The organism is Marisediminicola sp. LYQ134, assembly GCF_046599635.1.
In the GTDB taxonomy this organism is placed as follows: domain Bacteria; phylum Actinomycetota; class Actinomycetes; order Actinomycetales; family Microbacteriaceae; genus Marisediminicola.
On record NZ_JBKIWP010000002.1, the window covers coordinates 308,680 to 321,700 of the forward strand.

Genomic DNA, 13,021 nt, shown 5'->3' on the forward strand with positions numbered 1-13,021 from the left:
CCGAGATCCCGACCATGGATGAGGCGCCGCGCTCGGTGTCCCAGCTCGAAGAAGAGGGCGATATCGCTGCGGACTACATCGAGGAGCTACTCGACATCACCGATCTCGATGGCGACATCGACATCGAGGCCCGCGACGGTCGTGCGTATCTGTCGGTGAACTCCGAGGACGAGAGCAACCTTCGCATCCTTGCTAAGCCCGACACTGTGACGGCGCTCCAGGAGCTCACCCGTCTGGCCGTGCAGGCGAAGACCGGTGCCTTCTCGCGGCTGATCCTCGATGTCGGAGGATCCCGGGCGGCGCGCGCCGCTGAACTCGGCGCACTCGTCGACCGCGCGATCGAGCGCATCGAGCAGGGTGCAGAAGCGGCATCCCTACCTCCGATGTCGTCGTACGAGCGCAAGCTCGTTCACGACCTCGTCGCCGAGCGTCCTTTCGTCTCGGAATCCGAGGGAGAAGGACGGGACCGCCACACGGTCATCCGACGCGCCTGACGCATGGATGTTTCACGTGAAACATCGTTGGACGACGCGGCCGTCGCTCCCCTCGAGATGGAGCCGGGCGTTGCCGTTGACGTTTTCGGCGACCACATCGACGTCGCGCGCCAGTTCGCGGCTGACCTCGGTGCGCGCGGTGAGCTCCTGGGCCTGATCGGCCCGCTTGAGCCACCTCGATTGTGGACCCGCCACATCATCAACAGTGCACTGGTTGCCCCCCTCCTCCACGCGGGTGCACACGTCGGAGATGTCGGTAGCGGTGCCGGGCTTCCCGGTCTGGTCTTGGCTATCGCGCGACCGGACGTGCGTTTCTCCCTCATCGAGCCCATGGAGCGTCGTGTCGACTGGCTTCGAGCCGAGTCGGAGAAACTCGGTCTCGAAAACGTCGCCGTGGTCCACGCGAGAGCGGAAGAAGCCGTCTTCTCTCCGTGGCTCGACCAGGTCACGGCCCGTGCGGTCAGTGCGCTGTCGAAGCTGCTTCCGATAACGGTTCCGCTGCTCCGATCCGGCGGCGAGTTGGTTCTCATGAAGGGTGCGAGCGTCGACAGCGAGGTTGCGGCGGCGACCAAGGTGATCCGGAAGCTCCGTTTGACCGATGCCGAAGTGGTCGTGCTGGGCGAGGGTGTCGTCGACGAAGTGACCCGGGTCTTCCGCGCTAAAGTTGATTGATGGATGTCGAGGGTTCGGACCCGAAACCCTCCCCACGATCACTGGTTAGAACGGCGCAAAGCCATGTTTCACGTGAAACATCACCGTGTCTCGTTGTCGTGTTTCACGTGAAACATCTCCTACCGGATTGGACGGACACATGAGTCCTCTGTGGCCGAAGAAGAACCGGCTCCCAGCGACGCGCGAAGCCGAGGCGCCGCCCCGAGAGACTCCGGTAGAAGAACCGCAAGCCCCTGCGGAGCCTGCGCAGCAAGGAGCCCCAGAGGTCATCAGTTCCGAACCCCGGGTCGCTGACGTTGACACTGAATCCACGACGGAGTCGCCCGTGGATCTCCGCGCTGAACCCACTGTCGAAACAACCGTCGAAGAAGCGGCGGCACCGGCACTCGAGGATGACCTGCTGGGAGACACGCCCCTCGCCCGCGAGATATCGGATCTGACGACCCGACGTGCGCGGTTGTCTGCGCAGTCCCTTCCACTTCCGGAGACGACCCGCATCTTCACGATCGCGAACCAGAAGGGTGGGGTGGGAAAGACGACGACGACGGTCAATCTCGCCGCTGCTCTCGCGCTCTCCGGCGCGCGCGTGCTCGTCATCGACCTCGACCCCCAGGGAAACGCGTCGACGGCGCTCGGCATCGACCATCGCTCGGAGACACCGAGTGTCTACGACGTCGTGATCGACGGCGTTCCGATGGCGGATGTCGTGCAGCGGAGTTCGGAGTCGGACACGCTCTATTGCGTGCCGGCGACGATCGACCTCGCCGGCTCCGAGATCGAGCTCGTCTCGATGGAAGCGCGGGAACGCCGACTGCACTCGGCCCTCCACTCCTACCTCGGGTCGACCGAAGAGCCGTTCCACTACGTGTTCATCGATTGCCCGCCGTCGCTCGGACTCTTGACCATCAACGCCTTCGTTGCGGCCACCGAGGTGCTCATCCCCATCCAGTGCGAGTACTACGCGCTCGAGGGTCTCAGTCAGCTGCTCAACAACATCTCCCTCATCGGAAAGCACTTGAACCCGCAGCTCGTCATGTCGACGATTCTCCTCACGATGTTCGACGCGCGGACCAATCTGGCGAACCAAGTGGCTCAGGATGTTCGCGAGCACTTTCCGACACAAGTGCTCACGACGGCGATCCCTCGGTCGGTGCGCATCTCGGAGGCACCGAGCTACGGGCAGACTGTCATCACCTACGACACCAATTCGGCAGGATCACTGTCGTATCGAGAGGCGGCCGCCGAGATGGCCCACCGAGGAGCACCGAACTGATGGCAACGAAGAGAACCGGACTGGGCCGCGGAATCGGCTCCCTCATCCCTACCGAGTCGTCATCGACCGAGCGCCCCGTCGACGTCTTCTTCCCGACGACGAAGGAGTCGAGCGAGACCCTCGTGTCGATTCCGGGCGCGCAGCTCGCCGCACTCGACCCCGCAGACATCGTGCCCAACGCGTCACAGCCTCGCACCGTCTTCGCGGAGGAGGAGCTCGCCGAACTCGTCACGTCCATTCGCGAGGTGGGTGTCCTGCAGCCGATCGTCGTGCGTCCGCTCACCGATGCGGCTCCCGGTGAGCCGCGCTACGAGCTCGTCATGGGCGAGCGGCGCCTGCGTGCGAGCAAGATCGCGGGACTCGAGACCATTCCCGCGGTCGTGAAGAACACGGCGGATGACGCGATGCTCCGCGACGCTCTGCTGGAGAACCTGCATCGGGCGAACCTCAACCCTCTCGAGGAGGCGTCGGCCTACCAGCAGTTGCTCGCCGATTTCGGAATCACGCAAGACGAGCTCGCGACCCGCATCGGACGCTCGCGGCCCCAGATCACCAACACGATCCGCCTCCTGCGTCTGCCCGAGACGGTTCAGTCCCGGGTTGCGGCGGGGGTCCTGAGCGCGGGGCACGCCCGCGCCATCCTCTCGGCGGGTGACGCTCCCTCGATGGAGCGCCTGGCCGACAAGATCGTCAATGAAGACCTCTCGGTTCGCGCGGCGGAGGCCGCGGCAGCAGCGGGAACCCCCGCGGTCAAGGCCAAACCGAGCGCGGGGAGGCGCCAGGGCCAGCTCGACGAGATCGCCGAGCGACTCGGAGACCGACTCGACACGCGCGTTCGTGTGAGCCTCGGTGCCCGTAAGGGACAAGTGGTGATCGACTTCGCGACGGTCAGCGATCTCAACCGCATCCTCGGTGAGCTCGGGGAGCCCGGCTTCGGCTGACGCAGGCTGTTTCGGCTCGCGCGCCGATGGTCGAGCGTCGACGCTGGCTCGCGGTCGATCAGGCTGAGATGTGGTCCGATTCGCGGATGGCCGCGTCGGCGAGAGCCTCGTAGACCCACCCGAGGTCGTGGCCCGCGGCCTCGAGAGCGAGCGGGACGAGAGAGGTCTCCGTGAGCCCGGGGAGCACGTTGGCCTCGAGGAACTGCGGGGCTCCCGCGGCGTCGATGATGAGGTCGATGCGCGAGAGGTGCCGAAGTCCGAGGGCGACGTGGGCGGCTACCGCTGCCTCGGCGACGACGGCTGCGGCGCTCTCGGAGATGCGCGCGGGGGCGAAGAAGCGGGTTTCTCCGGCGTTGTAGCGTGCCTCGAAACTGTAGACGCCCGAGATCGGCACGATCTCGACCGCGGGGAGCGCGACCGGGCCGTCTCCGCTGTCGATGATGCCGACCGCGATCTCCGTTCCGCTCACGTGGCGCTCGATGAGTGCGGTGTCACCGTAGGTGTACGCGTCGATCATCGCGCGCGGCATCTGCTCGGGATCGGTGACGATGCTCACGCCCTGCGCCGACCCACCCTGCGCGGGCTTCACTACGAGGGGGAAGGCCATCGTGTCGGAGATGAGACCGAGAACGCTGTCTGCGCCGAGTTCGCGGAACGTGTCGCGAGGGAGCGTCACCCAGTCGGGCGTCTGCAGGCCGGCGCGCGAGACGATGGTCTTGGCTGTCGGCTTGTGCCACGCGAGCCTCGCGGCCCCGGGCCGCGATCCGACATACGGAATGCGGGCGAGGTCGAGTAGCGCGCGCAGGGCCCCGTCTTCTCCGCTCGCGCCGTGGAGCGCGGGCCAGACGACATCGGGCCGCTCTGTGCGGAGGAAGTCGAGCAGAGACGCGTCGGGCTCCCTCAGCACGGCGGCGATCCCGTGTTCTTTGAGACTGTCCGCCACGCGGCGGCCGGAGCGCAGTGACACGTCCCGCTCGTGGGAGATCCCCCCCGCCAAGACGACGATCGACCGTGGTTCACCGTGAGGAGACATACCTGGGGGTCCTTTAATAGCTGATCAAACGCGAAATGGGTCGGCGCGGGGTGCTCAGGTCAGGTTGGGTGGCGGGCTCGCGAACTGGCCGGACACGGTGGCGGGATGGTCGACAGCGCTGCCTCGGCGAGGACTGAACGTCTCGAGCAGATCGAGTTCGCCGTTGATGACGGTCGCGAGCCGACGCACCCCGACCCGGATGGTCTCGGGGGTCGGATAGCAGAACGAGAGACGCATCGAGTCTCGACCGCCGCCGTCGGCGTAGAACGCCGTACCCGGCGTATATGCCACGAGCTCAGTGACCGCTCGGGGAAGCATCGCTTTGGAGTCGAGTTGAGACGGCAGACTCAGCCACACGTAGAACCCACCGTTGGGCGTCGTGCGGGCGAGCTCGGGGAGGTGCTCGTCGAGCGCCGAGAGCATGGCATCACGACGCTCCCGATAGACGCCGCGGAAGATGTCGATTTGGCCGCGCCAATCAGAGGTGCTCAGGTACTCCGACACGACGTACTGGGTGAACGAGCTCGGCGACAGCACCGCCGACTCGTTCGCGAGAATCAATTTCTCGCGAATGGCGTGCGGCGCGAGCACCCACCCGATGCGGAAGCCGGGGGCGAGCGTCTTCGAGAACGAGCCGAGATAGACGACGCCGTCTTCGTCGATGGACCGCATCGCGGGTGGTGGCGGAGCGTCGAAATAGAGGAGGCCGTAGGGGTTGTCCTCGAGCACGAGGATCTGCTCCGCACGGCAGATCTCGAGGATCTCGAGGCGTCGCTCGCGGCTGAGGGTGACTCCGGCCGGATTGTGGAAGTTCGGGATCGTGTAGAGGAACTTGATGGTCTTGCCCGCGAGCCGCACCTCCGCGATGCGCTCTCGGAGCGCCTCGGGGATGAGCCCGTGCTCGTCGAGGGCGACGTGTTGGATGTCGGCTTGGTACGACCGGAAGACCCCGATCGCGCCGACATAGCTCGGAGCTTCGGCAAGAACGACATCGCCCGGATCGACGAACAGCTTGGTCACGAGGTCGAGGCCCTGCTGCGAGCCGGTCGTGACGACGACGTCGTCGACGCTACCGTGGATCCCCTCGAGAGACATGACCTCGAGGATGTGTTCGCGCAGTGACGGTTCGCCCTGCCCAGAGCCGTACTGCAGCGCTTTCGGCCCGGACTCCTCCATCACGCGGTCGAACGACGCTCTGATGAGCTCGCTCGGGAGCGCCGAGACGTAGGGCATCCCCCCGGCGAGTGACACGACTTCGGGCCGTGACGCCACGGCGAAGAGCGCTCGGACCTCGGACGCGCTCAGACCGGCCGCGCGGTCGGCGTAGTGGTCGTACCAGGGGTCGAGGTTCGTTCCCGAACCACCGACGGAGCTGCCGTGGTGTGTCATTGAGAGTCCCGAGTGAGGTGATGAAGCGGTGTCGAGCTTTCCGTTCACCCTAGGCGATCGTTCCGCGGGTCAAACGACGACGGCCCGTCTCGCGAGGAGACGAGCCGAACGAGTCGAGGTCGATCTACGCCAGGAAGTCGGCGAGGTCTGCCTCGAGAGCGCCCTTGGGCTTGGCACCGATGACGGTCTTGACGACCTCTCCACCGCGGTAGACCTTCATCGCGGGGATCGAGGTGATCTGGTACTTCGCGGCGATCTGCGGGTTGTCGTCGACGTTGAGCTTCACGACGGTGATCTTGTCGGCGTGCTCGGCCGCGATCTGGTCGAGGATGGGGCTCACGGCGCGACACGGACCGCACCATTCGGCCCAGAAGTCGACGAGGATCGTCTTGTCTGACGCGAGGACCTCGGCGTCGAAGGTGGCGTCGGTTACATCGAGTGCGGTGGACATGTGTCTGCTTTCTGTGGACTGCGGGACTGCGGGATGGGTGTCGGTCTCAGACCGTGGCGCCGTCGAGCACGCTCGCGGGGAGAGCCGCGAGGTAGTGCTCGACGTCGAGAGCGGCGACGGTTCCGGATGCTGCCGCCGTGACCGCCTGGCGGTAGGTGATGTCGAGCACGTCACCCGCGGCGAAGACGCCGGGGATGTTGGTGCGGGAGCTGCGACCGTCGACGGCGATGGTGCCGTCGACGGTGAGGTCGAGCTGCCCGTGGACGAGGTGCACGCGGGGGTCGTTGCCGATCGCGATGAACAGGCCGGTCGCGTCGATCGTCGTCTCGGTGCCGTCGACGGTGTCGCGCAGGCCCAGTCCGGATACGAGCTCGTCGCCGTAGATGCGCTCGACCTGCTTGTTGAACAGGAACTCGATCTTCGGGTTCGCGTGAGCGCGGTCCTGCATGATCTTCGACGCGCGGAGCGACTCCGAACGGTGGATGATGTAGACCTTCTCGGCGAATTTGGTGAGGAACGTCGCCTCTTCCATTGCCGAGTCTCCGCCGCCGACGACCGCGATGGTCTTGTTGCGGAAGAAGAAGCCGTCGCACGTCGCGCACCACGAGACACCGTGGCCGCTCAAACGCTCCTCGTCGGCGATCCCGAGCTTGCGGTAGGCCGATCCGGTCGCGTAGACGACCGTGAGGGCCTCGTGAACGTCACCGTTTCCGAGGGTCACGCTCTTCACGTCGCCGGAGAGGTCGACCGAGACGACGTCGTCGAGAACGACCTCGGCCCCGAATTTCTCTGCCTGGGCCTGCATGTTCATCATGAGCTCGGGGCCCATGATGCCCTCCGGGAAGCCGGGGAAGTTCTCGACCTCGGTGGTCTTCATGAGCTCGCCGCCGGCCTCGACCGAGCTCGCGATCACGAGAGGGGAGAGGTTGGCGCGAGCCGCGTAGATCGCCGCGGTGTAGCCCGCGGGACCCGAACCGATGATGATGACCTGTCGCAAGGGAGTGTCTCCAGTTTCTGATTGCGGTGAGGTGTCGTTACCGCGTCGAGCGTTACAACACAGTGTATGGACTGGCTATTCCATGCCGCTGAGTCGGCGTCACACCGCCGCCCGAGGGCGGACTCAGCGGGAGCGACGGATGCGTGCGGTCACCTTCGAGAGCGCACCCGCGGCATCCGGGTTCCGCATCAGAAGTAGCACAGCCGCGTAAACAGCGAGCATCACCATGCCCGCGAGAGCGATGACCGCGACGGCCGCGACGAGGCTGCTCTGACCGAAGCCGGCGGGGGTGTACCCGCCGGTCGCCGCGAGGACGCCTGCTCCCGCGGCCCCCGCGACGAGTGCTCCGACGAGGTACTGAGCGTGGCGACGCACGAGAAAGCGCCCGCCGATGGGGCCGAGACGACGACGCAGGAGGAGGAAGGTGAGCACGAACTGCACGAGGCTCGCGAGCACCGTGACGAGGGCGATGCCGAAGACGATGAACTCCACCGGGAGTCGCGTGCACGCGAACGCCCCCGCGACGAAGACCCCCGCCTTCGCGGTCTCGATGAAGAACGGGGTTCGCGTGTCTTCGAGCGAATAGAACACGCGCTGCAGAACGAAGACGGCGCTGAAGGGGACGAGACCGATGGCGAACGCCATGATGACGATCGCCATGGCCGCGACGTTGTCGAACCCGCCGCTCTCAAAGGCCCTCGCGAACGGGAACGCGACGACGAGGAGCGCGATCGACGCGAAGGTGATGAAGAGTCCGATCGCCGTGAGGGAGGAGCGCACGTCGGCGCGGACTCCCGCAAAGTCCCCGGTCGTGGCGTGACCGCTCATCCTCGTGAAGTAGGCGGTCGCGATCGACACCGCGATGACGGAGTGCGGGAGCATGAAGATGAGCCAGGAGTTGGCGAGAGCGGTGCTCGAGGCCCCCTCGCCCGTGGCGAGGGTCGCGACCTGGCTCTGGACGACCCCCGCGAGCTGGGTCACGAGGATCATGCCGAACACCCAGCCGGCGGCTTTGCCCGTGCGGGCGAGACCCACACCGCGCCACTGGAAATCGGGGCGGTAGGAGAGGCCGGCCCGGCGCCAGAAGAACACGAGAACGAACGCTTGAGCCGCGACCCCGAGCGTCGCGGTGCCCGCGAGCACGGCGATGCGCGAGGCATCCCAGACCCCCACGTCGGAGTTGTCGGACGCGCCCCCGAAGAGCACCTGGAAGAGCACGAGCGAACCGATGACGACCACATTGTTGACGACGGGGGCCCACGTGAACGGCCCGAACACCTTGCGGGCGTTGAGAACCTCCCCGAGGAGGCTGTAGAGCGCGTAGAAGAGCACTTGCGGCAGACACCAGTAGGCGAACGCCGTGGCGAGGGCGATGCCCTCGTCGCTGAACCCCCGCCCGCCGCCCGAATCGCTCGCGGCATAGACCGCGACGAGCACGGGCGCGAGAAGCGTGACACCGATCGTGATGACGATGAACGAGACCGAACCGAGGGTCACGATCTTGTTGATGTAGCGCTGACCACCGTCGTCGTGCAACCCGGCGCGAACGATCTGGGGCACGAGGATGGCGCCGAGGAGGCCGCCCGCGATGAGCGCGTAGATGTTGTTGGGAAGCTGGTTGCCGACGGCGAAGGCGTCGGCGGGAACACTCGCGACCTGCCCGATCGTCGCGGCGAGCACGATGACCTTGACGAAGCCGAGGATGCGCGAGACGAGGGTTCCGGAGGCGAGGATCGCGCTCGCGCGACCGAGACCGGAGCGCGCGGGTTCTGGAGCGTCTCCCGGGAGAGCGTCGGTCATCGATCCGCCTTCTCGGGGTCTGTCGGTGTCGGGTCGGCGGGTGTCGGGTCGGCGGGTGTCGCGTCGGGGTCTCCGTCGTCGTCGCTGTCGTCGGCGATGTCATCGCTGCTGCCCTCGCGTCTGCGAATGCGCCGGATGGTGCGGATGATCCCGAGGACGAAGACGAGCACGACGAGAATGAACAGAACCGTCGTGACCGTGGTGTCCCACCCCGCTCGAACGTCGACCTCGACGGAGGTCGGCGAGCCGATCGCAACCCCGTCGCCGCTCGCGAGGGAGATGTTGACGAGAACCTGGCCGTTCGCGACCGAGCGCACCGGAACGAGTGCTCGCGTCTGGGATCCGGGCGGCACCGTGATCTCGACGAGGGGATCCTGCACGTCGAGGATTCCGGTCTGCGGGCGGACCGTGACGTAGACCGTCGCGGGCACGTCGAGCTCGTTGACGATCGGGATCGGAAGAGCGGCGTTGTCGGCCGCGAGCACGAAGTCGGTCGTCGACGCGAGTTGCACCGACGCGACCGTCTGAGCGCTGTCGGCGACGAAAGAGTCGACGGCCGTCGGCCACGCGGACGAGGCGAGGTCGGTGGCCCACTCCTGCGACGCGAGAGCGAGGTGCTCGAGCCGCGAATCGGCGGTGACGGCGAGAGGGTCGTCGAGCACGGTCGCGAACTGCACGACGCTCGCCTCTGCCTCCGCGAGGTCGGCGAGCCTGTCGAGCCTTTCGGAGTCGACGGGGGACTCCACGAGGGTCGCGGGCACGGGATCCTGTGACCGCACCTCGGAGAGCGTCGACGTGTCGAGCCACGAGAGAGCGGCGAGGGCCCGCGCGGTCTGCTCGACGCGATAGACCCCGAGGCCCGAGTTGCGGTCGAATGTCGCGAACACGTCGGCGGAGGCATCCGGGTCGGCGGAGACGACGAGAGCGAGCGCCCCGGTGAGGCGAGCCATAGCGGCACGCCACTCGTCGGTCGTCGTCGCATTGACGGCATCACGCAGCAGGTCGGAGACGAGGTCGTCGGAGACGACGGCGTCGTGCTCCCCGATCGCGACGGTGCTCGGGATCGTGCTCGCGACGGAAGCATCCGGGGCGACGGAAGCCGAATCGAGGATCGTCGTCGGGAGGCCGGACTCGGTGAAGGTCGCGAGGTCGGCGGTGACGACCGAGGACTCCCGCGGCCAGGCCACCCCCTCCACGCTGTAGTCCCACGCGAGGATGCTCGATGTCGAGGGCACGCTCGAGCCGTCGGGCGAGACCGAGGGGGTGGGCGAAGGGTCGGGGACCGAGCTCGTCGACGGCCCCGGGCTCGACCCGGGGGTCGATCCCGGGGCCGTGTCGGTGTCGTCGTCGGGCGTCGAGCCCTCGGTGTCTTCCGGTGCCTCCGAGGCGGGGGCGTCGTCGAAGCGTGCGGGGTCGAGGTCGAATCCGACCGGGCCGAGCACGCCTGAACCCGCCTGGCTCGTCGCCGAGATGTCGGAGTCGCCGTAGGCGAGGGGGAACGTCTCGTTCTCGATCTCACGGAGGCGCTCGAGCCACGCCGTCGCCGACTCCGGCGCGTCGACGCCGAGAGCACGGATGGAGGCGATGATGCGCGGATCGATGCCGACGGCGATGTCCCGATCGCCGACCTCGTCGAGCTGGTTCGACAGCAGCCCGTCGGGCTCGGTGTAACTCGCGAGAGTCTCGGCGTCGAGGAGGCCGGCGGCGGTGACCGGAACCGTGAGGGGCATCGCGAGAGCGAGGCTCGACCCGGACTGCACCGAACCCGGATCGATCGTCACGACCGACGCGCCCGCGCCGAGCGGTTCACCCCCCGAGGTGATCTCGGCCGAGACGACGTGGGCGCCGAAGGCGTCGGACGTGATCGACGTGAGTTCGTCGTTCTCGAGCACGATCGGGTCGAGTTCGATCGACGTGCCGGCGTCGAGCGATGGAACCGCGGTGCGGGCGATCTGCGCGCGCGAGGGCGACGGAACCGCCGAGGGCGACTCGAGCTTGTCGAGGAACACGTCGCGATCGGTGGCGACATCGCGATCGAGAACGACGACGGCGGTCGCCCGCGGCTGCGTCTCGCCCGTATTGTTCTCGACCCTCACGACGAGCGAGAGGTCGGAGCCGTCGGAGACCGTGCCCGTCGACGACGGCACGATCTCGACAGACAGCTCGGTGGGGAGTTCGGCGACCGGGGTCTCATCGACCGGGCTTTCGTCGTCGGCTGCCTCATCGATTTCGTCGCCGGGTGCCTCCTCGGCCGACTCGGTGACCGCCGCTGAGGCGGTGACCTCCGCTCCCGCGATCCGGTCGGTGCCGAGGGTCGCGGGCGCGAGCAGCGAACCGGCGATGAGGGCCGCGGAGAGGAGGGATGAGATGAGAGTCATGGGAACGGCCGCACACCCGATGGCAGGGTCGGCAAGAGCGATTCTAGGGTGCGGGCACCCGAGGGGCGCCGTCTGCGCCGGGCAGGTCGTGGCCTGGTCGAGGCCCGATCGCGGCCCTGCCGCACCGACGGCCTGTGACAAACTTTGCAGCATGGACAGCGTCGCTACCGCCGTGCAGCGCCTCGACGCTCTCGCTTCGTCAGCCCCCGTGGCCCGGCTCGCGCGCGCCTTCGAGGCGGCCGGACACGAGCTCGCTCTCGTCGGCGGCCCTGTGCGGGACTCCCTCATCGGTCGCGAAGTCAACGACCTCGATTTCGCCACCGACGCTCGCCCCGACCGCATCCTCGAGATCGTCAAGCCGCTCTCCGACGCCCACTGGGACATCGGTCGCGAGTTCGGAACCATCGGAGCCCGCATCGACGGCCACACCATGGAGATCACGACCTACCGGACGGATGCCTACGACGGAGCGAGCCGCAAACCCGTCGTCGAGTTCGGGGACTCCCTCGAAGGCGACCTCGTGCGTCGTGACTTCACCGTCAACGCGATGGCACTGCGGTTGCCGAGCCGCGTGCTCGTCGATCCCTCCGGCGGGGTCGAAGACATCCTCGCGAAGCGACTGACGACCCCGGGGCCCCCCGAGCGTTCGTTCGGCGACGACCCGCTGCGGATGCTGCGCGCCGCGCGGTTCACGTCGCAACTCGACTTCGCGATCGACCCCGCGACCCTCGGCGCGATGACGGCGCTCGCCGAGCAGCTGTCGATCATCTCGGTCGAACGCATCAGCGACGAGCTCGCCAAACTCCTCCTCACCCCCCGGCCGCGCGTCGGGCTCGAAGTGCTCGTGCAGACGGGCCTCGCGGCTCTCGCGCTCCCCGAACTTCCGGCGCTGAGGCTCGAGATCGACGAGCACCACCACCACAAAGACGTCTACGAGCACAGCCTCACAGTGCTCGACCAGGCGATCGAACTCGAGCGGTCGCGGGGTCTCGAGGGGGCCCCGGACCTCGTCGTGCGCATGGCGGCGCTGCTGCACGACATCGGCAAACCGTCGACCAAGCGCACCGAGCCCGGCGGCGTCGTGACGTTCCACCACCACGACGTGGTCGGGGCCAAGCTCGCTGCGAAGAGACTCAAGGCCCTCCGCTTCGACAAGCAGTTCATCTCGGATGTCTGCAGGCTCATCGAATTGCACTTGAGGTTCTTCGGCTACACCGAGGGGGCGTGGACCGATTCCGCGGTTCGGCGCTACGTGCGCGACGCCGGACCACTCCTCGAGCGCCTGCACGTTCTCGTGCGCGCCGATGTAACGACCCGCAACCGTCGCAAGTCCGACAGGCTCGGGTTCGCCTACGACGACCTCGAGCAGCGCATCGCGGTGCTCTCGGAGCAGGAGGAGCTCGCGGCGATCCGCCCCGACCTCGACGGCGAGCAGATCATGAGCATCCTCGACCTGCGCCCGGGGCGCGAGGTCGGTCAGGCCAGGGCGTTCCTGCTCGAGCTGAGGCTCGACGAGGGCGAGCTCGGTGCCGAAGAAGCGGAGAAGCGACTGCGTGCGTGGTGGGCCGCGCGGGAGTAGGCCCCGCCGAACGG

General features: G+C 67.3%; 11 protein-coding genes. 5 read left to right on the forward strand and 6 right to left on the reverse strand.

Annotation, left to right across the window (positions count from 1 at the left end; all coding sequences use genetic code 11):
* Positions 1-14: 14 nt before the first annotated feature.
* From ACLHIH_RS09970 to ACLHIH_RS09985, 4 genes are all read left to right on the forward strand, one after another.
* Positions 15-494, forward strand: a complete 480-nt coding sequence (locus ACLHIH_RS09970) for a protein jag (protein WP_411317277.1) — start codon at positions 15-17, stop codon at positions 492-494.
* 3 nt (positions 495-497) lie between these two features.
* Positions 498-1,166, forward strand: coding sequence for a 16S rRNA (guanine(527)-N(7))-methyltransferase RsmG (gene rsmG, locus ACLHIH_RS09975; RefSeq protein WP_411316645.1), 669 nt, complete (start codon positions 498-500; stop codon positions 1,164-1,166).
* Between the two features lie 397 nt (positions 1,167-1,563).
* A complete protein-coding gene (locus ACLHIH_RS09980) occupies positions 1,564-2,439 on the forward strand; it encodes a ParA family protein (protein WP_411317278.1) in 876 nt (291 codons plus the stop codon).
* Complete coding sequence (locus ACLHIH_RS09985) at positions 2,439-3,380, forward strand: ParB/RepB/Spo0J family partition protein (protein ID WP_411316646.1); 942 nt, start codon at positions 2,439-2,441, stop codon at positions 3,378-3,380. Before ACLHIH_RS09980 ends, ACLHIH_RS09985 begins: the two co-directional genes overlap by 1 nt.
* A 58-nt stretch (positions 3,381-3,438) precedes the next feature.
* On the opposite strand, the gene ACLHIH_RS09990 is transcribed toward ACLHIH_RS09985, so the two are convergent.
* The 6 genes from ACLHIH_RS09990 to ACLHIH_RS10015 form a co-directional block, all read right to left on the reverse strand.
* Positions 3,439-4,413, reverse strand: coding sequence for a D-alanine--D-alanine ligase (locus ACLHIH_RS09990; protein WP_411316647.1), 975 nt, complete (start codon positions 4,411-4,413; stop codon positions 3,439-3,441).
* A gap of 54 nt (positions 4,414-4,467) precedes the next feature.
* Positions 4,468-5,802, reverse strand: coding sequence for a PLP-dependent aminotransferase family protein (locus ACLHIH_RS09995; RefSeq protein ID WP_411316648.1), 1,335 nt, complete (start codon positions 5,800-5,802; stop codon positions 4,468-4,470).
* 124 nt (positions 5,803-5,926) lie between these two features.
* A complete protein-coding gene (gene trxA / locus ACLHIH_RS10000) occupies positions 5,927-6,253 on the reverse strand; it encodes a thioredoxin (protein ID WP_411316650.1) in 327 nt (108 codons plus the stop codon).
* 46 nt (positions 6,254-6,299) lie between these two features.
* The gene (gene trxB / locus ACLHIH_RS10005; RefSeq protein WP_411316651.1) at positions 6,300-7,250 is read right to left on the reverse strand and encodes a thioredoxin-disulfide reductase; all 951 of its coding nucleotides are present in this window, start codon (positions 7,248-7,250) and stop codon (positions 6,300-6,302) included.
* Between the two features lie 123 nt (positions 7,251-7,373).
* Positions 7,374-9,050 (reverse strand): murein biosynthesis integral membrane protein MurJ, encoded by a 1,677-nt coding sequence (gene murJ, locus ACLHIH_RS10010; protein ID WP_411316652.1) that lies wholly within the window; start codon positions 9,048-9,050, stop codon positions 7,374-7,376.
* Positions 9,047-11,428: a DUF6049 family protein gene (locus ACLHIH_RS10015; protein WP_411316653.1), complete on the reverse strand. Its 2,382-nt coding sequence runs from the start codon at positions 11,426-11,428 to the stop codon at positions 9,047-9,049. Before ACLHIH_RS10015 ends, murJ begins: the two co-directional genes overlap by 4 nt.
* Before the next feature lie 151 nt (positions 11,429-11,579).
* On the opposite strand from ACLHIH_RS10015, the gene ACLHIH_RS10020 reads away from it, so the two are divergent.
* Positions 11,580-13,007: a CCA tRNA nucleotidyltransferase gene (locus tag ACLHIH_RS10020; RefSeq protein ID WP_411316654.1), complete on the forward strand. Its 1,428-nt coding sequence runs from the start codon at positions 11,580-11,582 to the stop codon at positions 13,005-13,007.
* The last annotated feature ends 14 nt before the right edge of the window (positions 13,008-13,021 follow it).

What these genes read in the sequence shown, in the direction of transcription:
- ACLHIH_RS09970 (WP_411317277.1), top strand. Translation starts at nt 15, where the DNA reads ATGGATGAGGCGCCGCGCTCGGTGTCCCAGCTCGAAGAAGAGGGCGAT.
- rsmG (WP_411316645.1), top strand. Translation starts at nt 498, where the DNA reads ATGGATGTTTCACGTGAAACATCGTTGGACGACGCGGCCGTCGCTCCC.
- ACLHIH_RS09985 (WP_411316646.1), top strand. Translation starts at nt 2,439, where the DNA reads ATGGCAACGAAGAGAACCGGACTGGGCCGCGGAATCGGCTCCCTCATC.
- ACLHIH_RS09990 (WP_411316647.1), bottom strand. Translation starts at nt 4,413, where the DNA reads ATGTCTCCTCACGGTGAACCACGGTCGATCGTCGTCTTGGCGGGGGGG.
- ACLHIH_RS09995 (WP_411316648.1), bottom strand. Translation starts at nt 5,802, where the DNA reads ATGACACACCACGGCAGCTCCGTCGGTGGTTCGGGAACGAACCTCGAC.
- trxA (WP_411316650.1), bottom strand. Translation starts at nt 6,253, where the DNA reads ATGTCCACCGCACTCGATGTAACCGACGCCACCTTCGACGCCGAGGTC.
- murJ (WP_411316652.1), bottom strand. Translation starts at nt 9,050, where the DNA reads ATGACCGACGCTCTCCCGGGAGACGCTCCAGAACCCGCGCGCTCCGGT.
- ACLHIH_RS10015 (WP_411316653.1), bottom strand. Translation starts at nt 11,428, where the DNA reads ATGACTCTCATCTCATCCCTCCTCTCCGCGGCCCTCATCGCCGGTTCG.
- ACLHIH_RS10020 (WP_411316654.1), top strand. Translation starts at nt 11,580, where the DNA reads ATGGACAGCGTCGCTACCGCCGTGCAGCGCCTCGACGCTCTCGCTTCG.